This is a genomic window from Kosakonia sp. PSU_27 (genome assembly GCF_039409795.1).
Taxonomy (GTDB): domain Bacteria; phylum Pseudomonadota; class Gammaproteobacteria; order Enterobacterales; family Enterobacteriaceae; genus Kosakonia.
Window position 1 is genome coordinate 396875 of record NZ_JBCIVK010000002.1, and the last position, 20804, is coordinate 417678.

A 20804-nucleotide genomic window follows, 5' to 3' on the forward strand; every position below is an offset into this window, starting at 1 on the left:
AGCCGGAGTGCTTACGCTGCTCCGGCTTTGTCTCATCGTCGTGTCTGCCCGGCTTCGTCGGGCAATCACATTAACGTTCCCAGTATGCCTCTTCGAGGCTGTCTTCGCGTTCCGGCAGACCGCGCGTTAAACGCGGCGAGTGCTGGTTCAGCACCTGGTAACTGACGCGATTGGCGTATTTGCACACCTGTGCCAGCGAAGAGTACGTCAGCCAGTTGAATTTGTGCTTGCTGGAGTTCGGCACGTTGGTGCGGTGGTAGTTGTTGGCGGTGATGTCATGCAGCAACGCCGCGAGTGCGCCATCGCCCGCGCCGTTGGTATTCATGATTTTTTCCGGCCCGCCCATATACGGCGCAATGTGCGAGTAAATGCGCAGCGGATGTTCACAATCTTTGTGGCGCAGCGCACGGCTGAATTCGTACTGGTTAAATTCGGCAATCGCGCCCGGCAGCAAGGGATGCTGGGTTTTGCGCTTCGCTTCGTCTTCGGTGAAACCGGCCATATACAGACCAATTGGGCCTGCGGTACACAGGACGAGATCAACCCAGTCCAGCGCTTTATCGGCCGCCAGCAGCGGATCGCTTTCGCCGGTCAGCGCGTGGCCTTCCTCTTCATTCATCGCCAGAATCGAGACGTTCTCTTTAAGGAAATCACGCCACCACTGCGGGTTATCGGCAATCACATATTTGGTGCCGAGTGTCAGCACCACCGGCACGTTATGCTTTTTGGCGTACGCCACCGCCTGCATGGTGGCTTCCGGCATCGGTTCACCGGGATTACAGCGCACCAGGTAAGAGGAGAGCACCAGCGCAGACGCTCCGGCGATCACCGCTTCCGGGATGCTCTCCGGGCGCAACTGGTTCATATGGCCAGGGCTGATAGCAAAGGTGCGCTCGCCGCTGTCGCTAATCAGCGTGAAACAACGACCAATGGCGCCATCGACGCCTTGCAGATAGTTGAGATCGGTACGGCTGGAGGTGTTACACAGGTAGCGGTAGGCATAACTGCCGATTTTCACGTTGTCGCACATAACACCAAGCAGCACCGAGCGGTCATCCGCCAGCACAGAGTAATTATGCATGGTATTGCCGATGGTGCCCCCCGCGAACTGGTGCGTGATCAAATCGTTACTGACCAGTTCCTGATAGAGCGCTTCCGCGACATCGTCGGCGATCACCAGCGAATGACCGGCACTGAGGCCGTAACGGGTAATAAACGCATCATCCACTTTCGCCTCGATATCCACCAGCGTCTGGTCGATACCGACAACCCAACACGTACCGGATTCGCTCTCGGGCTGAATTTGTTGTAACAGCGGATCGCGGGCGTTAACGGGGAAATAATGCTTGGATTTACGTTTACCGGGAAATTTCATGATTGTAATTAGCGCCATACATTCGGGCCGGGAATGTTAACACACTCTCAGCCCGCGCTGCGATCAGCGATATTTGGCCGTCAGATTGACCATCATCTCGATATGTTCAGGAGAATCATTAAGCGCCGGAATGTACTCATATTTTTCGCCACCGGCTTCCAGGAAGAATTCGCGGTTTTGCACGGCGATCTCTTCCAGCGTTTCCAGACAGTCGGCTGCAAAACCCGGAGACATCACCTGAATATGCTTCACACCTTTTTCGCCGAGCATTTTCAGAGTTTCATCCGTATATGGCGTTAACCACGGTTCGCGACCAAAGCGTGACTGGAACGTCATCATCACTTTTTCCGGCGGTAAGTCGAGCGCAGAAACCAGCTCGCGCGTCGTATCGCGACAGCGCTGCGGGTAATCATCCCCTTCTGCCGCATAACGCTGGGGAATGCCGTGGTAAGAGAGCAGCAATAAATCCGGCTCGCCATGCTGCGCAAACGAGGCACGCACGCTATTGGCGAGCGCAGCGATGTAATCCGCATTGTCGGCGTAGTCGCGAATAAAGGAGACGCCCGGAATATGGCGCTTTTTCGCCAGAATGCGCGCCAGCTCGTCCCACACGGCGGCAACGGTAGAACAGGAGTATTGCGGGTAGAGCGACAGCACCACAATATGCTCGACCCCTTGCGCCAGCAACTCATCGACCGCGCTTTCCAGCGACGGCGAACCGTAACTCATCCCAAGCACGACCGGCACGTCAGGCAAGCGCGCTGCCAGGGCCCGCTGCTGCCTGCGGCTGTAAACCATCAGCGGTGAGCCCTCTTCCATCCAGACAGACTGATAGAGTTTGGCGACGCGGGGAGAACGAATGGGCAGGATCACACCGCGCAGTAGCGGCCACCACAATAAACGCGGCGTATCGACCACGCGTCTGTCACTCAAGAATTGCCGCAGATAGCGTTTCACCGCTTCGGGGGTCGGGGCATCGGGAGTGCCCAGATTGGCAAGCAGGATGCCGGTTTTCGCCTGACTCATTCACGCCTCTTAACCTTTTGAATGGTTGGTAATTGTAGCGTAAAAGCGGTTAAACGGAACCCATTGCTGCGATAGGTAAGATGAGAAAAATTCTCACCCGGAGAGTCCGGGTGAGCGGGCGCGATTAGCCGAGGATTTTTTCCAGCTCTGCGCGTACATCAGCAACGGCTTTGGTGCCGTCGACTTTCGCATAGCGCGTGTTACCCGCCTGCGCTTCTTTCTGGTAGTAGCCGATCAGCGGCGCGGTCATCTGATGGTATTCCACCAGGCGTTTACGCACGGTCTCTTCCTGATCGTCTTTACGCGTGGTCAGCTCTTCGCCGGTCACGTCATCTTTGCCTTCCACTTTCGGCGGGTTGAATTTGATGTGGTAAACGCGACCGGAAGCAGCGTGTACACGGCGACCGATAATGCGATCGACGATCAGCTCGTCCGGCACATCGAACTCAAGAACGAAATCAACGTTGATGCCGGCTTCTTTCATCGCGTCCGCTTGCGGAATGGTGCGCGGGAAACCGTCCAGCAGGAAACCATTGCGGCAATCTTCCTGGGCAATACGCTCTTTCACCAGCGCGATAACCAGCTCGTCAGTGACCAGCTTGCCCGCGTCCATGATGTCTTTTGCCTGTTTGCCCAGTTCGCTGCCAGATTTAACAGCGGCGCGCAGCATGTCACCGGTAGAGATTTGCGGAATACCGTATTTCTCCATGATGAACTGAGCCTGAGTTCCTTTACCCGCGCCCGGAGCGCCAAGCAGAATAATACGCATTGCGAAAATCCCCTCAAATGTTGGTTCAATTTTTCAAAAAGCGCTAAAAGATACCACCAGAACGACCCACGCTCAAGGAAGCGGGATCGGCTGAAACGGTTAATGATACGTTTTCTTATCATGCGCAAGGCATAAACGGAAAAGTGCCCGGTAACATCAACCCGGCGCAAATAAGCCCACTGAGAAATAAAAAAAGGGGCCAACGGCCCCTTATCGGTATCAGCTCAAACGCGGCTTATGAAACCAGTAACTGGTTCATGCGGCGAATAAACTGGTTCGGATCTTCCAGCGTACCGCGTTCAGCAAACAGCGCCTGATCCAGCAGTAACTCGACCCATTCTTTAAACTGGGTTTCGTCCTGCGTGTCAGCCGTGCGTTTCACCAGGGCGTGATCCGGGTTAAGTTCGAAAATGTACTTCACTTCCGGCGCATTCTGGCCCGCCGCGGCGAACAGTTTCGCCATCTGGGTGCTCATTTCGTCGGCATCGGTCACTACCACGGCTGGCGTATCGGTCAGACGGTGAGTCAGGCGCACTTCTTTCACACGATCGCCCAGCAGCGTTTTCACGCGCTCAACGAACGGCTCCAGCGCTTTCTCGGCTTCTTTTGTGCTTTCATCCACTTCGTCTGCCAGTTTATCCAGCGAAGCGTCGGCTTTGGCAACTGACTGGAACGGCTTGCCGTCGAACTCGGTCAGGTAGCTCATCATCCACTCGTCGATGCGATCGGAAAGCAGCAGCACTTCGATGCCTTTCTTACGCAGCAGCTCCAGATGCGGGCTGCTCTTCGCCGCGGCGTAGCTGTCGGCGGTGATGAAGTAGATTTTTTCCTGCCCTTCTTTCATGCGCGACACATACTCTTCCAGTGACACAGCTTGTGCGGAAGAGTCGTTGTGCGTGGAGGCAAAGCGCAGCAGTTTGGCGATGGTTTCCAGGTTCGCGTGATCTTCGCCCGTGCCCTCTTTCAGCACCAGGCCAAACTGTTGCCAGAAGGTCTGGTATTTTTCCGCGTCATCTTTCGCCAGTTTTTCCAGCATTTGCAGCACGCGTTTGGTCAGCGCGGTGCGCAGGCTGCGCGTCACGTTGCTGTCTTGTAAGATTTCACGGGAAACGTTGAGCGGCAGGTCGTTGGAATCGACCAGGCCACGCACAAAGCGCAGGTAGTTCGGCATGAACTGCTCGGCTTCGTCCATGATAAACACGCGCTGAACATAGAGTTTCAGGCCGTGTTTATGATCGCGGTTCCACATATCCCACGGCGCCTGCGACGGAATGTAAAGCAGGCTGGTGTACTCCTGTTTACCTTCCACACGGTTGTGGCTCCAGATCAGCGGATCGGTAAAGTCGTGGGAGATATGTTTGTAGAACTCGTTGTATTCCTCGTCTTTGATTTCCGCTTTGTTACGCGTCCACAGAGCCTGCGCTTTGTTGATCTTCTCCCAGGAAACCACGGTTTCGCCGTCTTTCTCTTCCTGTTTTTCGATCTCTACCGGCAGCGCAATATGGTCGGAATACTTGCTGATGATCGAGCGTACGCGCCAGTCGTTGAGGAAGTCGTCTTCCCCTTCGCGCAGGTGCAGCGTGATTTCGGTACCGCGATCGGCTTTGGTGATATCGGCAACGGTGTATTCACCCGCACCTTCGGATTCCCAGAACACGCCGTTTTCAGCGCTTTCACCCGCCGCGCGGGTGCGCACGGTCACTTTATCGGCAACGATAAATGCCGAATAGAAACCGACGCCGAACTGACCAATCAGCTGGCTGTCTTTCGCCTGATCGGAACCCATGGATTCCAGAAACGCCTTGGTACCCGATTTTGCAATCGTCCCCAGGTGGTCGATCACTTCATCGCGCGTCATACCAATGCCGTTATCGGCAATGGTCAGCGTACGGTTCTCTTTATCAAAGGAGACGCGCACGTGCAGATCGCCATCGCCTTCGTACAGTTCCGGTTTGGACAGCGCGCGGAAACGCAGTTTGTCCGCCGCATCCGAGGCGTTGGAGATAAGCTCACGCAGGAAGATTTCTTTGTTCGAATAAAGAGAATGGATCATCAAGTGCAGAAGCTGTTTCACTTCAGACTGAAAACCGCGAGTTTCTTGTCCTTTCATTGGGAAAACCTCAACAATGCCATTTACAAGGTAAAAATGCGTTGAGGGAGAAGTGGGGATATTGGCGGGAATTTTCAAGCGGAGGCAAAAATTTCTGCCTCCGTTTGGTTAAAAACGAATCTTGTGGCGGCCGGCCAGCGAGTGCGACAGCGTCGTCCCGTCAACCATTTCCAGTTCGCCGCCCACCGGCACGCCGTGGGCGATACGGCTGGCTTCCACACCATACTGCGCGCAAAGCTCAGCAATATAGTTAGCGGTCGCTTCACCTTCTACCGTCGGGTTGGTGGCGAGGATCAGCTCCTGGATTTTCTCGGACGCCAGACGCTGCTCCAGCCGGTCAAGGCCAATGTCGTCCGGGCCGATACCGTCGAGCGGTGACAGATGCCCCATCAGCACAAAGTAGCGACCAGAGAACTGCCCGGTCTGCTCAATGGCGTAGATATCTGCCGGGCTTTCCACCACACAGATTTGACCGTTTTCCTGGCGGCGCGGGTTGCTGCAAATGTTGCAGACTTCCTGCTCGGTGAATGTGCGGCAATCGGCGCAGTGGCCGATTTCCGACATTGCCCGAGTGAGCGCCTGTGCCAGCCGCATGCCGCCGCTGCGATCGCGCTGCAACAGCGTAAACGCCATACGCTGCGCCGACTTCGGGCCAACGCCCGGCAGGCAGCGCAGTGCTTCCATAAGCTGCGTTAACAGCGGGCTGGTCTGCATCAGAACGGCATCTTAAAGCCTGGCGGCAGCGACATACCAGAAGAGACGGAGGCCATTTTCTCTTTCTGCGTTTCGTCAATGCGGCGAGCGGCATCGTTAAAAGCAGCGGCAACCAGATCTTCCAGCATCTCTTTGTCGTCTTCGAGCAGGCTCGGATCGATCTCCACGCGACGGCAGTTATGCGCGCCGTTGATGGTCACTTTCACCAGACCCGCGCCCGATTCGCCGGTCACTTCCAGCTGCGCGATCTCTTCCTGCATTTTCTGCATTTTTTCTTGCATCTGCTGGGCCTGCTTCATCAGGTTACCCAGACCGCCTTTTCCAAACATAGGCTTCTCTCTTTAGCTGTGGTGACTAACCAGAGTGATAAGTCACATTCAGGGTTGAAAACGGGTAGCCGCAGCTGCCCGTCAAAGGGGGCGGATACTCTCTTCGTCCAGATCCGCATCGAAAAAGCGTTGCAGCGTCTGGATGTTGCTATCCGCAATGATCGACTCGCGCGCCTGCGCAAGTTTTTCCTCATAGATTGCCTGGCGCCACTCCAGCGGCGTACGCACTGCCGGATTATCATCTTCAATGATAGTCAGTTCAACCGCCGCGCCATGTAATTCACTCAGCGCCTCGCCCAGCGTTTTCAACGCGCCCTGCGAGTTTAGATGGCGCTGAGAACTACGCAAATGCAGGCATATCCGTTCGCCGTCCTGCTCTTTCCAGGCGTTCAGCGCAACCTGCTCGACCAGTTTCGGCAATTTAAGCTGGCTGACTTCTTTCGCCCAGGCGTCGCGTTCTATCGCTTCTTCCGCCAGTTTTTTCGCCAGCTCTGGCGTTTTTTCATGCTCGAGCGCTTTTTTCAACGCTTTTGGCGTGGCGACAACTTCTTTTACCGTTTCCACGACCGTTGTCGCTTTCCAGCGATAGGCTTCTTTTTTGGCCGGAGCCTGTTCGAGCGCCGACGGAGCCGGACGCGATTGCACGCGCTCGGTCACCGAAGCCAGTCGTTCCAGCGCGGCGTTACTCACCGGCCGCGCGCGGGTTGCGGCTGCCGGTTCACTCTTTTTTGCTTTGTCGGCTCCCTGCGCGCGTTGCAGTTGTCTGCGCGCCGCCAGCACCTGGCTGGTCGCGTCGGGCATCGGTACATCTTGCGGCGGTGGCATCTGCGAAGGCATTTGCGGTGCGACAGCAACCTGCTGCGGCGCGACTACCGCCGTGGGTGCCACGGGAGCAAAAGAGTGTTGTGTTGCTTCCGGCGCGGCCAGCGGCATCCGCGGGTGGAAAGCCAGCGCGCGCAGCAGCGTCATCTCGACACCCATACGCCTGTCCGGCGCAAACGGCAGCTCTTTGCGGCCAATCAGCAACGTCTGGTAATAGAGCTGCACATCGGCAGGCGGTACCGTACGGGCCAGCTCACGCAGACGGTGTTCAACCGGCGCCATATCGCTGCCAAGCGCCGAAGGTGTGAGCTGAACCATCGCGATGCGGTGCAGTAACGTTTGCATTTCCAGCAGCAAGGCATCCCACTCAACGCCGCGCGAGGCCGCATCGTTCACCAGCGCCATTGCGCGTTCGCCGTTGGCGGCGACGATCGCTTCAACCAGCGAAAGCGCCTGATCGTCATTGAGCGTGCCGAGCATGGAACTGACCACGTCGGCGGAAAGCTGGCCGTTGCCGCTGGCTATCGCCTGGTCAGTCAGACTCAGCGCATCACGCAGGCTGCCGTCAGCGGCGCGCGCCAGCAGTTGCAGCGCGCGGGGTTCGTGTTCGATCTTCTCGTCGTCGAGAATATGTTCGAGCTGGTTACGGATCTGGTCGACATCCAGCGCTTTAAGATGGAACTGCAGGCAACGAGAGAGAATGGTCACCGGCAGTTTTTGCGGGTCGGTGGTCGCCAGCAGGAATTTGACATGTTCGGGCGGCTCTTCCAGCGTCTTTAACAGCGCGTTAAAGCTGTGGCGCGAGAGCATATGCACTTCATCGATGAGATAAACTTTGAAACGCCCACGCGCCGGTGCGTACTGTACGTTGTCCAGCAGATCGCGCGTGTCTTCCACTTTGGTGCGCGAGGCGGCGTCAATCTCGATTAAATCAACAAAGCGGCCCTGCTCGATTTCGCGGCAGTTATCACAGACGCCGCACGGTGTGGCGGTGATGCCGGTTTCGCAATTAAGCCCCTTCGCCAGCAAGCGGGCAATAGAGGTTTTTCCGACACCACGGGTGCCAGAAAACAGATACGCATGATGTATGCGTCCTGAGGATAAGCCGTTCGCCAGTGCGGTCAGCACATGCTCCTGGCCGACGACGTCAGCAAAAGTTTGTGGTCGCCATTTTCGGGCTAAGACCTGATAACTCATTGGCAGGCTCTGAAACGCTGGAAGGTGGATTTACGAAGGGATAATGCTAACACAGCCAGGCTGTGAATACACTCCATCCCTCAGGCGTGAGGAATGGAGGTAATTGGCGTAAACAGCGCGATTAATGCCCCGGGAACGGCACCAGGCTATAGCTGGTAATGCCCTGTTTTTGCAGGCGCTGTTCGCCGCCGAGGTCGAACAGATTAATGATAAATGCGGCGTCGGTTACTTCACCCCCCAGACGGCGAATCAGTTTTACGGTCGCCTCAATGGTGCCGCCGGTTGCCAGCAGATCGTCCACCACCAGCACTTTATCGCCTGGCTGGATCGCATCAACGTGGATCTCTAACTGATCGGTGCCGTACTCCAGCTCATAGCTTTCGGCGATGGTTTCGCGCGGCAGTTTACGCGGTTTACGCACCGGTACAAAACCGACGCCCAGACCGAGCGCGACCGGCGCGCCAAACAGGAAACCGCGCGCTTCGGTACCGACAACTTTGGTGATCCCGGCGTTTTTATAACGTTCAACCAGCAGTTCAATGCTGAGAGCGTACGCTTTCGGGTCTTCCAGCAAACTGGTGACATCACGGAACAGGATGCCCGGTTTCGGGTAATCCTGAATGCTTTTGATGCTGTTTTTAAGAAATTCAAGCTGCTGCGCAGTCGCTGTCATGGATTTTTTGCCTGATAGAAACGGTATTACTCACGGTACGCGCGTTGAAGGCTTGATGTAACCACTGATTAACATTTAATCAGCCGCACCCGTGCTCGAAAACGCTCGAATTTACTGGCAGTCCGCCACAATTGCAACTGCCTTCGCTGCGCTTTATGGTTTTTGTTGCTTTGCATCAATCACCGGAATGCGCCACATAAAGAAAAGCAGACAGGACAGAATGACCAGTAACAGAATTCGAACCCATAGCATGTTCACGAAATATAATGAAATGGCGAACGTAACCAGGATGACCGCAATCGCACGCGGCTTCGCGCCCGGCGGCATCGCACGGTACTGCTGCCAGTGGCGCAGATAGCCACCAAACCAGGAACGGTAGAGCAACCACTGGTGAAAACGCGGCGAAGAGCGGGCGAAGCACCATGCCGCCAGCAATATAAAAGGAGTGGTTGGGAGCAGCGGCAACACCACGCCGAGCGTACCAAGGGCTACCGCCAACCAGCCTATGATGATTAAAATAGTGCGTTGCATAATGCGAATCGTTATCAGGATGAGCGGCTAATGTAGCACAGTCAGGATGATTTACAGGGGGAAGACGCGTGAAAAGCGCCGTGCTTTTACAGAGGCTGGAACAACAACTCGCGACGCTACGCCAGCAGGTCGCACCGCTGGCGCATCACGCCACGGTTAGCGCCCGTTTTGACAGGCATCTTTTTCAAACCCGCAGTACGCGGATGCAATCTTATCTTGATGAAAGTACAGCAAATATGGCGGCGTTACGCCACGCGGTTGAACATGGGCGGGTAGAACAAGTGGTCTGGCTGGCGGAGCATTTGACCGCGCAAATCGCGGCGTTGACGCGTGAAAGCGCCGTCTGGTCGTTGCGCGAGTGGGATCACGCATCGCCGGGCATCGCACGCTGGCAGCGCAGACGCCTGAAGCATCAGGAGTATGAGCGTCGGCTGCTGGCAATGAAACAAGAACGCGAACAGCGTTTGCGCTCGGTCACTACGCTTGTTGAACAGCAACAGTTGCAGAAGGAAGTTGAAGCGTTTGCCGGCAGGCTCACCCGTTGCCGCCATGCGCTGGAGAAGATCGAAGGCGTACTGACGCGCTTAACCCGTTAACCCAGGAGAGAGAATGTCACTGGAAAATGCCCCCGATGAGGTCAAGCTGGCGGTGGATTTGATTATGTTGCTGGAGCAGCATGATATTGCGCCTGAGCTGGTGCTCAAGGCGCTGGAGATTGTTAAAAAAGATTTTGAAAATAAACAACTGGCAGCCCCTCTTCCGTAAGAGGGGCCATATTTTTACTGCCCGACCGACGGTGTCGGATCGTCACCTTTTAGCTCACGCTTCACTTCGGTCAGCTCATCACCTTTACCATTACGCAGGTGCACTTCCAGCTGATTGAAGGCGATATCAATATTATTCTCGCGACACAGTTTATCGATGGTGCGGTTGAGCTCATCCACCGTATAGCTGCGATCGCGCAGTTCACGCACATACAGACGCAACTCGTGATCCAGCGTACTGGCGCCAAAAGTAGTGAAGAAGACGGACGGTTCCGGATCGTGCATCACTTTTGGGTGCTCCATCGCCGCTTTCAACAACACTTTTTTCACCTTGTCGAGATCTGAACCATAGGCCACGCCAATGCGGATCACCACGCGGGTAATGGTATCGGACAATGACCAGTTAATCAGACGTTCGGTGACGAACGCTTTGTTCGGGATGATGACCTCTTTGCGGTCAAAATCGGTAATGGTAGTGGCACGGATACGGATTTTGCTGACCGTACCGGAGAAAGTCCCAATTGTTACCGTATCGCCTATGCGCACCGGGCGTTCAAACAGAATAATCAGGCCGGAAACAAAGTTACCGAAAATTTCCTGTAAGCCGAACCCCAGACCAACCGACAACGCGGCTGCCAGCCATTGCAGTTTATCCCACGAGACGCCAAGCGAGCCGAACACGGTTAATGCGCCAACGGCAATAATGACGTAATTAAGGATAGTAGTGACGGCATAAGACGAGCCCTGGCGCATATTCAGCCGCGAGAGGATCAACACTTCCAATAAGCCCGGTAAGTTGCGGATTAGCGCCCATGCCACCACAAAGACAATCACCGCAAACAGCAAGCTGCCAAGCGTCACGCTTTTCGTCACCGCCGCACCAGCTTCAGTGCCGTTGTAATGCCACAAGGTGATGCTGTCGAGATAGGCGAAAACGGTGATCAAATCAGACCAAATCGCCCAGAACACCACGCCAAACAGCGCGACCATCACCAACATCGTGATACGCAATGTTTGCTGGTTAACCTGTTCCAGCGCAATGGTCGGTTCTTCTTGCGGTTCAGCCCCTTCTGCGCCCTCTTTCACCATATTCTGCCGACGCGCCAGCGCACGACGATACGCAATACGGCGTGCCGCTACGCTTAAGCCACGCAGCACCGTCTGGTAAAGCAGGTTCCAGATAATGACCAGGTAAACCGTTTCAATCCAGCGCCCGGAGAGGCGCAGCGTGGTGTAGAAATAACCTGTCGCCGTCAGCACCATTAAGGCAATCGGTACAATCGCCAGCACGGTGACCGTCACCAGACGAATGCTGTGCGACTCTTTATCACGCCAGCTTTCGCGGAACATCGGCCATACCAGCGCGGTGATCACCAGCAAGTTGACCAGAATGACAAACTGCCCGATCACATCATCCATCAGATGCAGCGGGGAGAGTTCTGATACCACCGACCAGAAGTGCAGCGGCAATAATGCCAGGCTGATACGCACAATCTGCCGACGCCAGTGGCTGGTAAGCTGGGCGGGCATATTGAAATGACTGACCGCAACGCCGTCTTTTTCCAGCACTTTCCAGCACAGGCCAAATACCAGCCAGAACAGCGCCAGTTTTTTACTGAATGCCCACAGCAGCTCGCTAATATTTAGCTGCATGGTAAGCAGGATCAGACCGACTGCCAGGATTAGCAAACAGACTGGCAAGGCACGAATCAGATCGATAAAGATCGCTTTCGGCGTATGCAACTGGCTGTCGCTTCGCAATTGCCCGACCTGGGCGGCAAGTTTTGCCTGGTAGTTTTTCAGCCAGCGCAAACGCCAGCGGATCAGCCCGGCAATCAGTAATAATGGCAAACCGGCCAGGAAAGCAATGGCCACCGCTGGCCAGGCTTTTTCCCAGTTAACGGTGATTTTGGTGCTTTTAATCTGGTCGCGTAGCGCTTTCGGGAAAGCTTTGAACCACTCCCAGTCCATCGGCTTATTGCTGTTCACCCAGAAGATTTGCTGGGTCAGGATCTCCTGCAAGCTTTTCGACACGCTCATCAATTGCTGCTGATTCACCTGCAAGTTGATGGCCATCATGAGCTGGTTGCCAAGCTGCTTGTTCAGTTGATCGAGCAGTTCGCGGCGCATATCCACCACTTGCAACAGCGCGTCATGGACTTCGTCGTTAACCTCGGTCTGGTGCCCCTCTTCCAGTTTGGCGACAAAGTTATCGCTCTGGAACAGGGCATCACGCTGCTGGTTGATGTCGAACTGCTCAAGACGCAGATCCGCAATGCGGTTGGTCATATCTTCCAGTTCATCCGCCGACGGTAAGGTCTGCTGTTGCTGGTAGAGAATACGCGACAACAGCAAGCTGCCTTTCAATACGGAAATCTGTTCTTTTATATTGCGCTCAGACTGCAACGCACGATCGAGCCAGTTTTTCACCTTGATATTCTGCTGCACCAGCGCGTTACCGCTCTCTGTCGCGGCAATCAATTTCTGGCTCAGTTGATGGTTAATATCCAGCTCTTGTTTTACCAGCGGGTTCGCCTGGATACGCGCCGTTTCGTCCGGAGTGACTGCTTCTTGCGCGGTTTTTTCGGTTAGCGTCAGGCGCTTGCTGTTTACCGCTTCCTGCAATAACTGGAGCTGGTGTTCAAGGCGGTTACTGTTCGCAGTAACGTAATCGCGCTGCTTTTGCAGCGTGTCTTGCAATACCGTGTTACCTTCCAAGCTTTTGCGCAGCTGCTCGATCTGCGCATTGAGCAATGCCTGCTGTACCAGCAACAAGTTTTGCTGCGAAGGACGCAGTGCGCCCTCGCCCGCTGCGGTGCCGTTCAGACGGTTGCGAATTTGCTGCAACTGCTGCGAAGCGGAGTACATAGAATTCTGCACACGCTCCGGCTGAGTCTGTAATGACACCAGTTGGCTGTTGTAATTAGATAAGTCGTTTTGCGCGGTTTGCAGATCTTCCAGCAATTGTGACACGCGGGATTCCAGCTGGCGCAGGGAGAGCGAGGCCAGCGTTTTACGCGTCTCGTCGTCGTTGTCTTTATCGTTAAGCGCGTTGAGCGCATCCGTTGCCTGGCGCAGTTTGTCTGGCGCTTGTGCGACTTTCTGCTTGAGCAGCGCGGTTTCTTGCTTGACCCGGTCAATTTTGTCGAGCGTGTCCAGCGTCTCCGTTAAATCCTGGATAACCAGTTTGTCCTGCGCGGAGTGCTCTTTTTGCTTATTCAGCGCATCAAGCTGGTTTTGCACATCGGTGCGGGAAGGCAAATCGTTGGTTGTCTGCGCCCGGGCGACGTTACTCGCAAGGCAAATAAAGACAAGAAACAATGCGGCGGCAAAAGCGGCGAACGTATTTCGCGTGCGATAGTTGTGCAACATAATTTGAGCGATCGTTTTCTGTTCGGGAAGGCGGCCGGAATAGCCACGCGCGCAAGAATATCACGCTGTTATGCAACAACCTAGCGAAGTGAGAAGCCTCCAGGAGAAATCCTGGCGGCTTGCAATGTTATGCGTTGAACGCGTGCGGCTCAGCGCGCAGCGTCGGGCAGAGCTGGCACATCTCAAGCAAGACAGAAACGTAATCACGCGCTTCTTTTTTGAGGTCAAAAGATTGCGGGGCAAAGAGCCAGTTTTCCATAATCCCTGAAATATAGGCGCGTATAAGCACTGCGACGCGGCGGGTGAGTAAATTGTCCGGCAGCAATTTTGCCTGCATACATTCGCGGAGTGTAAGCTCGATTCGATCATAACTTTCCAGGCACAAATTCCGCTGCGCTTCTTGCACAATCGCCATTTCACCGACAAACTCACATTTGTGAAAAATGATCTCCATCATTAAGCGACGCCGTTCTTCAACAACTGTTGCTTCAAGGATATAAACCAATATTTCTCTTAATACAGAGAGTGGATCGTCGGGGAATTTTGCCCGATACTCAGTCTCAAGATCGCTAATACTGGACTCTGATAGCTCCCATATTTCACTAAACAAATCCGACTTGTTTTTGAAGTGCCAGTAAATCGCGCCGCGAGTCACGCCTGCCGCCTGCGCAATTTCAGCCAACGAAGTTGCAGAAACGCCATTCTGCGAAAATAGACGCATGGCGACATCAAGAATGTGCTGACGAGTCTCCAGCGCCTGTTGTTTGGTTTTTCGTGCCATATGTTGGTGAATTTACAGGAGTCAGATTTACATACATTTGTGAATGTTTGTACCATAGCACGACCATAATATAAACGCAGCAATGGGTTTTTGGGCCATTGATCCATTGATCAATTTGAAATCGGACACTCGAGGTTTACTTATGAACAAAAACAGAGGGTTAACGCCTCTGGCGGTCGTTCTGATGCTTTCGGGCAGCTTAGCGCTTACAGGATGTGACGAAAAACCTGCGCAGCAGGGAGCAGGCCAGATGCCAGAAGTTGGCGTCGTAACGGTCAAAACTGAACCTCTGCAAATCACCACAGAACTGCCGGGCCGAACCAGTGCGTACCGCATCGCAGAAGTCCGCCCGCAGGTTAGCGGCATTATCTTAAAACGCAACTTCACGGAAGGCAGTGACGTTGAAGCTGGTGTCTCGCTCTATCAGATTGATCCGGCAACTTATCAGGCTGCTTACGACAGCGCGAAAGGCGATCTTGCTAAGGCGCAAGCTGCGGCGAATATCGCGCAGATGACCGTGAATCGTTATAAAAAGCTGCTCGGCACCAAGTACATCAGCCAACAGGATTACGACACCGCGCAGGCGGATGCACAGCAGGCTAATGCGTCGGTTGTCGCCGCAAAAGCAGCGGTTGAAAGCGCGCGTATCAATCTGGCTTACACCAAAGTGACCTCGCCAATTAGTGGCCGCACCGGTACCTCGACCGTAACGGAAGGCGCGTTAGTGCAGAGTGGGCAAACGACTGCGCTGACTACTGTGCAGCAGCTTGACCCGATCTACGTTGATGTAACCCAGTCGAGCAACGACTTCCTGCGCCTGAAACAAGAGATGGCCAATGGTTCTCTGAAACAGGAAAACGGCAAAGCGAAAGTGCAACTGGTCACCAATGACGGCATTCAGTATTCGCAGACTGGTACGCTGGAGTTCTCCGGTGTGACCGTTGACCAGACCACCGGTTCTATCACGCTGCGTGCGGTGTTCCCGAACCCTGACCACACTCTGCTGCCGGGCATGTTTGTGCGCGCCAGGCTTGAAGAGGGTGTAAACCCGAACGCGATGCTGGTTCCGCAGCAAGGCGTTGCCCGTACACCGCGCGGCGATGCTACGGTGATGGTTGTGGGCGAAGGTGACAAAGTTGAAATCCGTAATATCACTGCGACCCAGGCCATTGGCGACAAATGGCTCGTAACGGATGGCCTGAAAACCGGCGATCGCGTGATCATCACGGGCTTACAAAAAGTCAAACCGGGCGCGCAGGTGAAAGCGCAGGAAGTGACTTCTGACAATAAAGAGCAAGCCCAGGCCGGCGGCCAGTCAGAAAAACCGAAGTCTTAACTTAAACAGGAGCCGTTAAGACATGGCTAAGTTTTTTATCGATCGCCCCATATTTGCGTGGGTTATCGCGATTATCATCATGCTGGCGGGGGCGCTTTCGATCCTCAAATTGCCGGTAGCGCAGTATCCGACGATCGCGCCACCGGCAATTCAGATCACGGCTTCCTACCCAGGTGCTGATGCGAAAACGGTGCAGGATACCGTAACGCAGGTTATCGAACAGAACATGAACGGTATCGATAACCTGCTGTATATGTCCTCTGCCAGTGATTCCTCTGGTACGGTGCAGATCACTATCACCTTCGATTCCGGTACTGATGCGGATATCGCGCAGGTTCAGGTGCAGAACAAACTGCAGCTGGCGATGCCGTTGTTACCCCAGGAAGTACAACAGCAAGGTGTTAGCGTTGAGAAATCATCCAGTAGCTTCCTGATGGTTCTCGGTATGATCAGTACCGATGGCTCAATGACGCAGGAAGATATCGCCGACTACGTGGGCGCGACCATTAAAGATCCGGTCAGCCGTACTGCGGGCGTGGGTGATGTTCAGCTGTTCGGTGCGCAGTATGCAATGCGTATCTGGATGGATCCTAACAAACTCAATAACTTCCAGCTTACGCCGGTTGACGTGATTACGGCTATTAAAGCGCAGAACGCCCAGGTAGCGGCTGGTCAGTTAGGCGGTACACCGCCGGTGAAAGGGCAGCAGTTGAACGCCTCCATCATCGCGCAGACCCGTCTGACCTCGACCGAAGAGTTTGGCAAAATCCTGCTGAAAGTGAACAGCGATGGCTCGCAGGTTCGTCTGCGTGATGTCGCGAAGATCGAACTGGGCGGCGAAAGCTACGACGTTATCGCCCGCTACAACGGTCAACCGGCAGCGGGTCTGGGGATTAAACTGGCAACCGGCGCGAACGCACTGGATACCGCCGAGGCAGTACGCGCGACTATTGCCAAACTGGAACCGTTCTTCCCGCACGGTCTGAAAGTGGTTTACCCGTACGACACCACCCCGTTCGTTAAGATCTCGATTAACGAAGTGGTGAAAACGCTGGTTGAAGCGATCGTGCTGGTGTTCCTGGTGATGTATTTGTTCCTGCAGAACTTCCGCGCAACGCTTATCCCAACCATCGCGGTGCCGGTGGTGCTGCTCGGTACTTTCGCCATACTCGCCGCGTTTGGCTACTCGATAAATACCCTCACCATGTTTGGTATGGTACTGGCGATAGGTCTGCTCGTGGACGACGCCATCGTGGTGGTGGAAAACGTCGAGCGTGTGATGATGGAAGAGGGCTTGCCGCCGAAAGAGGCGACACGCCGCTCGATGGAGCAGATTCAGGGCGCGCTGGTCGGTATTGCGCTGGTTCTGTCAGCCGTATTTATCCCGATGGCCTTCTTTGGTGGTTCTACCGGCGCTATCTATCGCCAGTTCTCGATCACTATCGTTTCTGCGATGGTGCTCTCTGTACTGGTGGCGTTGATCCTGACGCCTGCGCTGTGTGCCACGATGCTGAAACCGGTCGCAAAAGGCGATCACGGCGAAGGCAAAAAAGGCTTCTTCGGCTGGTTCAACCGCATGTTCGAGAAGAGCACTCACCACTACACCGACAGCGTGGGCAACATCCTGCGCAGCACCGGTCGTTATTTGCTGCTCTATATCATTATCGTTGCGGGCATGGCGGTGCTGTTTGTGCGTCTGCCAAGTTCGTTCCTGCCGGATGAAGACCAGGGTGTATTTTTGACCATGGCTCAGTTGCCTGCGGGTGCGACTCAAGAACGCACGCAGAAAGTGCTGGATGAAGTGACGAAGTATTATCTGGAAAACGAGAAAGACAACGTTAACTCCGTCTTTACCGTTAACGGTTTCGGCTTCTCCGGTCGCGGTCAGAACACCGGTCTGGCATTCGTTTCGCTGAAAAACTGGGATGAACGCCCAGGTGAAGCGAACAAGGTTCCGGCCATTGCGGGCCGTGCCAGTGCGCACTTTGCCTCGATTAAAGATGCGATGGTCTTCGCCTTTAACCTGCCAGCGATTGTCGAGCTGGGTACGGCTACCGGCTTTGACTTCCAGTTAATCGATCAGGCCAACCTCGGTCATGAGAAGTTAACGCAGGCGCGTAACCAGCTGTTTGGTGAAATCGCGCAGCATCCGGATCTGCTGGTCGGTGTGCGTCCTAACGGACTTGAAGATACGCCGCAATTCAAGATCGATATCGATCAGGAAAAAGCGCAGGCGCTGGGCGTCTCAATTAGCGATATCAACACCACGCTGGGAGCAGCATGGGGTGGGAGCTACGTTAACGACTTCATCGATCGTGGTCGCGTGAAGAAAGTGTACGTGATGTCGCAGGCGAAATACCGCATGCTGCCAAGCGACATCGGTAACTGGTACGTCCGTGCAGCCGATGGTCAGATGGTGCCGTTCTCGGCCTTCTCCACCACGCACTGGGAATATGGTTCACCGCGTCTGGAACGTTACAATGGTTTACCGTCAATGGAACTTCTTGGCCAGGCGGCTCCGGGTAAAAGTACCGGTGAAGCAATGGCAATGATGGAAGAACTGGCCAGCAAGTTGCCTACCGGCATCGGCTATGACTGGACGGGGATGTCCTACCAGGAACGTCTCTCCGGTAACCAGGCGCCAGCGCTGTACGCCATTTCGCTGATTGTGGTCTTCCTCTGTCTGGCGGCACTGTATGAGAGCTGGTCGATTCCGTTCTCGGTCATGCTGGTGGTGCCACTGGGGGTAGTTGGCGCATTGCTGGCGGCAACTTTCCGTGGCCTGACCAATGACGTGTACTTCCAGGTAGGCCTGCTGACAACCATTGGCTTGTCGGCGAAGAACGCGATACTAATCGTCGAATTCGCCAAGGATCTGATGGATAAAGAGGGTAAAGGGCTGATAGAAGCGACGCTCGAAGCAGTACGTATGCGTTTGCGCCCGATTCTGATGACGTCTCTGGCGTTTATCCTCGGGGTACTGCCGTTGGTTATCAGCTCCGGTGCAGGTTCTGGTGCGCAGAACGCCGTAGGTACCGGCGTAATGGGCGGGATGATCACCGCAACCGTACTGGCTATCTTCTTCGTTCCGGTGTTCTTTGTGGTGGTCCGCCGCCGCTTTAGCCGCCGCAGCGAAGATATCGAACATAGCCACAAGGTTGAGCAGCAGTAAGTTTCTCAGTCTCTATATTAGAAAAGGCCGCGCTTAGCGGCCTTTTTCACATCAACGCATTCGTCCATAAACAGCCATTAAAAGCATTTATTGTCTGTTTGTTTATTTTATGCTGCAAATATAAGGCATATAATTACTGTGTATTTGGGATAAAACTTTGATCGCCAGGTAATACTCTTAATTAGCTGGTACAATCAGATTAAGTCAGAAAAATCCTGGTATAAAAATATTCCCATTTGAGGAATAATCTCAATTGCGCTAACTTAATGAATCGTAAGGATGCGCGAACAATAAAACGCATATCCGCGACATTTTATCTCCATTGAGTCGATTGCTATTTCGTCCATTTTGGGCAGAAAAACATATTATTTGTAATTTTTCATGATGCCACCATGAAATCCTATTCAGACTAGCTTATAGTTATATCAACATCATAAAGCAGCCTGTGTCTCTGGTCAGAGCAGAAGTTTCCCATCCTGAAACAGCGTTTGGTTAGTAAAAAAATTACCACTCAGAAGGGGATGCGTTATGGACGAATACTCGCCGAAAAGGCATGATATTGCGCAGCTCAAATTTCTCTGCGAAACGTTGTACCATGATTGCCTCGTTAATCTTGAAGAGAGCCATCATGGGTGGGTTAACGATCCTACTTCAGCAATCAATTTGCAGTTAAACGAGCTGATAGAACACATAGCCACTTTCGCACTTAATTATAAAATTAAGTACAATGAAGATAATAAGCTGATTGAACTGATAGACGAATACCTCGACGATACGTTTATGTTGTTCAGCAGCTATGGCATAAATACACACGACTTACAGAAATGGCGTAAAACAGGTAACAAACTATTCCGCAGTTTCGTCAATGTAAGCAAGGCTAATCCTGTTAGCCACTCTTGTTAATTTTTCAACACTAAGGTGAAGGTATGTCCGAAAAACCATTAACAAAAATTGATTATTTGATGCGTTTAAGACGCTGTCAGACAATTGATACTCTTGAACGTGTAATTGAAAAAAATAAATATGAACTTCCCGACGAGGAACTCGCGGTGTTTTATTCAGCAGCGGATCATCGTCTGGCAGAACTGACCATGAATAAGCTTTATGACAAAATCCCCTCCTCCGTGTGGAAGTTTGTGCGCTAATTATCCTGAATGTTTATCGAAGATTTTTCTACCGCAACATAGCGTTCAACCTTGGTGACAGGTGTATCCGCTCCCAATGAATGATGAAAAACAAAAAATGACAGCCGGCCTACCCTACCGCCCGTCTGATGAAACCTTGCGTGCCGACCGTCTGCGCGCCCGGCAGTTGCTTCATCGCTATAACCATTCAGGCCCTGAGGAAAAAGCTGAACGCAAAGCCATTCTCAAAGATCTGCTTGGTAAAAGTGAAGATGCTTACATTGAACCCAGTTTCCGCTGTGACTATGGGTACAATATTTTCCTCGGTAAGTCGTTTTACGCTAATTTTGATTGCGTGATGCTCGATGTCTGCCCTATTCACATCGGCGACAATTGCATGCTGGCACCTGGCGTGCATATTTACACAGCAACGCATCCGGTTGATGCCGCTGAACGCATAAGCGGCATTGAATATGGAAAGCCCGTCACCATTGGCCATAACGTCTGGATTGGCGGGCGAGCGGTGATTAATCCTGGCGTCACAATCGGGGATAACGCCGTGATTGCTTCCGGTGCGGTTGTGGTCAAAGATGTACCACCCAATGTGATCGTCGGCGGTAACCCGGCGCAGATTATCAAAACACTGCCCCCCGCCGCGCGGTAACTGTTATCGTTTTTTGTGCTGAAACTGTTACTTTTTTCATACATG

The 20804-nt window shown here is 53.7% G+C and carries 18 protein-coding genes and 1 other annotated feature; of the genes, 7 read left to right on the forward strand and 11 right to left on the reverse strand.

Annotated features, from left to right (window positions below):
- Positions 1–70 precede the first annotated feature (70 nt).
- From AAIG26_RS05745 to AAIG26_RS05785, 9 genes are all read right to left on the reverse strand, one after another.
- Entirely contained in the window at positions 71–1375 is a 1305-nt protein-coding gene (locus tag AAIG26_RS05745; protein ID WP_160271531.1) for an inosine/guanosine kinase, read from the reverse strand.
- Between the two features lie 63 nt (positions 1376–1438).
- Positions 1439–2401 (reverse strand): ferrochelatase, encoded by a 963-nt coding sequence (gene hemH, locus AAIG26_RS05750; protein ID WP_020456818.1) that lies wholly within the window; start codon positions 2399–2401, stop codon positions 1439–1441.
- A gap of 124 nt (positions 2402–2525) precedes the next feature.
- Positions 2526–3170: an adenylate kinase gene (adk, locus tag AAIG26_RS05755; RefSeq protein ID WP_020456817.1), complete on the reverse strand. Its 645-nt coding sequence runs from the start codon at positions 3168–3170 to the stop codon at positions 2526–2528.
- A gap of 235 nt (positions 3171–3405) precedes the next feature.
- The gene (gene htpG, locus AAIG26_RS05760) at positions 3406–5280 is read right to left on the reverse strand and encodes a molecular chaperone HtpG (protein WP_343180202.1); all 1875 of its coding nucleotides are present in this window, start codon (positions 5278–5280) and stop codon (positions 3406–3408) included.
- 108 nt (positions 5281–5388) lie between these two features.
- Positions 5389–5994 carry a recombination mediator RecR gene (gene recR, locus AAIG26_RS05765; RefSeq protein ID WP_017460002.1) on the reverse strand — a complete coding sequence of 202 codons (606 nt, stop codon included), beginning with the start codon at positions 5992–5994 and terminating at the stop codon, positions 5389–5391.
- Entirely contained in the window at positions 5994–6323 is a 330-nt protein-coding gene (locus tag AAIG26_RS05770; protein WP_007373594.1) for a YbaB/EbfC family nucleoid-associated protein, read from the reverse strand. The genes recR and AAIG26_RS05770 overlap by 1 nt, the downstream gene beginning before the upstream one ends.
- Positions 6324–6404: 81 nt before the next feature.
- Positions 6405–8342, reverse strand: a complete 1938-nt coding sequence (gene dnaX, locus AAIG26_RS05775) for a DNA polymerase III subunit gamma/tau (RefSeq protein ID WP_160271058.1) — start codon at positions 8340–8342, stop codon at positions 6405–6407.
- Positions 7008–7072, reverse strand: a sequence feature (DnaX frameshifting element). Its footprint overlaps the gene before it by 65 nt.
- Positions 8343–8463: 121 nt before the next feature.
- Positions 8464–9015 (reverse strand): adenine phosphoribosyltransferase, encoded by a 552-nt coding sequence (apt, locus tag AAIG26_RS05780; protein ID WP_017459999.1) that lies wholly within the window; start codon positions 9013–9015, stop codon positions 8464–8466.
- Between the two features lie 153 nt (positions 9016–9168).
- Complete coding sequence (locus AAIG26_RS05785; RefSeq protein WP_160271059.1) at positions 9169–9546, reverse strand: DUF454 family protein; 378 nt, start codon at positions 9544–9546, stop codon at positions 9169–9171.
- A 68-nt stretch (positions 9547–9614) separates the two neighbouring features.
- Here AAIG26_RS05785 and priC point away from each other — a divergent pair, with 68 nt between their 5' ends.
- On the forward strand, positions 9615–10142 hold the full coding sequence (priC, locus tag AAIG26_RS05790; protein ID WP_020456813.1) for a primosomal replication protein N'': 528 nt from the start codon (positions 9615–9617) through the stop codon (positions 10140–10142).
- Positions 10143–10155: 13 nt separating this feature from the next.
- A complete protein-coding gene (gene rsmS, locus AAIG26_RS05795; RefSeq protein WP_020456812.1) occupies positions 10156–10311 on the forward strand; it encodes a pleiotropic regulatory protein RsmS in 156 nt (51 codons plus the stop codon).
- 14 nt (positions 10312–10325) lie between these two features.
- Here the strand turns inward: rsmS and mscK are convergent, their stop codons facing one another.
- Both mscK and acrR read right to left on the reverse strand, forming a co-directional pair.
- A complete protein-coding gene (gene mscK, locus AAIG26_RS05800) occupies positions 10326–13682 on the reverse strand; it encodes a mechanosensitive channel MscK (RefSeq protein WP_343180204.1) in 3357 nt (1118 codons plus the stop codon).
- Between the two features lie 127 nt (positions 13683–13809).
- On the reverse strand, positions 13810–14463 hold the full coding sequence (acrR, locus tag AAIG26_RS05805) for a multidrug efflux transporter transcriptional repressor AcrR (protein ID WP_269231555.1): 654 nt from the start codon (positions 14461–14463) through the stop codon (positions 13810–13812).
- 142 nt (positions 14464–14605) lie between these two features.
- Here acrR and acrA point away from each other — a divergent pair, with 142 nt between their 5' ends.
- The 5 genes from acrA (at position 14606) to maa (ending at position 20759) form a co-directional block, all read left to right on the forward strand.
- The gene (gene acrA, locus AAIG26_RS05810) at positions 14606–15799 is read left to right on the forward strand and encodes a multidrug efflux RND transporter periplasmic adaptor subunit AcrA (protein ID WP_045509162.1); all 1194 of its coding nucleotides are present in this window, start codon (positions 14606–14608) and stop codon (positions 15797–15799) included.
- Between the two features lie 22 nt (positions 15800–15821).
- Positions 15822–18971, forward strand: a complete 3150-nt coding sequence (gene acrB / locus AAIG26_RS05815; protein ID WP_097406263.1) for a multidrug efflux RND transporter permease subunit AcrB — start codon at positions 15822–15824, stop codon at positions 18969–18971.
- Positions 18972–19499: 528 nt separating this feature from the next.
- A complete protein-coding gene (gene tomB / locus AAIG26_RS05820; protein ID WP_017459991.1) occupies positions 19500–19874 on the forward strand; it encodes an Hha toxicity modulator TomB in 375 nt (124 codons plus the stop codon).
- Between the two features lie 23 nt (positions 19875–19897).
- Complete coding sequence (locus AAIG26_RS05825; RefSeq protein ID WP_017459990.1) at positions 19898–20116, forward strand: HHA domain-containing protein; 219 nt, start codon at positions 19898–19900, stop codon at positions 20114–20116.
- A 76-nt stretch (positions 20117–20192) separates the two neighbouring features.
- A complete protein-coding gene (gene maa, locus AAIG26_RS05830) occupies positions 20193–20759 on the forward strand; it encodes a maltose O-acetyltransferase (protein WP_020456806.1) in 567 nt (188 codons plus the stop codon).
- The last annotated feature ends 45 nt before the right edge of the window (positions 20760–20804 follow it).

What these genes read in the sequence shown, in the direction of transcription:
- adk (WP_020456817.1), bottom strand. Translation starts at nt 3,170, where the DNA reads ATGCGTATTATTCTGCTTGGCGCTCCGGGCGCGGGTAAAGGAACTCAG.
- acrB (WP_097406263.1), top strand. Translation starts at nt 15,822, where the DNA reads ATGGCTAAGTTTTTTATCGATCGCCCCATATTTGCGTGGGTTATCGCG.
- AAIG26_RS05785 (WP_160271059.1), bottom strand. Translation starts at nt 9,546, where the DNA reads ATGCAACGCACTATTTTAATCATCATAGGCTGGTTGGCGGTAGCCCTT.
- AAIG26_RS05770 (WP_007373594.1), bottom strand. Translation starts at nt 6,323, where the DNA reads ATGTTTGGAAAAGGCGGTCTGGGTAACCTGATGAAGCAGGCCCAGCAG.
- AAIG26_RS05745 (WP_160271531.1), bottom strand. Translation starts at nt 1,375, where the DNA reads ATGAAATTTCCCGGTAAACGTAAATCCAAGCATTATTTCCCCGTTAAC.
- apt (WP_017459999.1), bottom strand. Translation starts at nt 9,015, where the DNA reads ATGACAGCGACTGCGCAGCAGCTTGAATTTCTTAAAAACAGCATCAAA.
- AAIG26_RS05825 (WP_017459990.1), top strand. Translation starts at nt 19,898, where the DNA reads ATGTCCGAAAAACCATTAACAAAAATTGATTATTTGATGCGTTTAAGA.
- maa (WP_020456806.1), top strand. Translation starts at nt 20,193, where the DNA reads ATGAATGATGAAAAACAAAAAATGACAGCCGGCCTACCCTACCGCCCG.
- htpG (WP_343180202.1), bottom strand. Translation starts at nt 5,280, where the DNA reads ATGAAAGGACAAGAAACTCGCGGTTTTCAGTCTGAAGTGAAACAGCTT.
- rsmS (WP_020456812.1), top strand. Translation starts at nt 10,156, where the DNA reads ATGTCACTGGAAAATGCCCCCGATGAGGTCAAGCTGGCGGTGGATTTG.
- tomB (WP_017459991.1), top strand. Translation starts at nt 19,500, where the DNA reads ATGGACGAATACTCGCCGAAAAGGCATGATATTGCGCAGCTCAAATTT.
- dnaX (WP_160271058.1), bottom strand. Translation starts at nt 8,342, where the DNA reads ATGAGTTATCAGGTCTTAGCCCGAAAATGGCGACCACAAACTTTTGCT.
- mscK (WP_343180204.1), bottom strand. Translation starts at nt 13,682, where the DNA reads ATGTTGCACAACTATCGCACGCGAAATACGTTCGCCGCTTTTGCCGCC.
- recR (WP_017460002.1), bottom strand. Translation starts at nt 5,994, where the DNA reads ATGCAGACCAGCCCGCTGTTAACGCAGCTTATGGAAGCACTGCGCTGC.
- hemH (WP_020456818.1), bottom strand. Translation starts at nt 2,401, where the DNA reads ATGAGTCAGGCGAAAACCGGCATCCTGCTTGCCAATCTGGGCACTCCC.
- acrA (WP_045509162.1), top strand. Translation starts at nt 14,606, where the DNA reads ATGAACAAAAACAGAGGGTTAACGCCTCTGGCGGTCGTTCTGATGCTT.
- acrR (WP_269231555.1), bottom strand. Translation starts at nt 14,463, where the DNA reads ATGGCACGAAAAACCAAACAACAGGCGCTGGAGACTCGTCAGCACATT.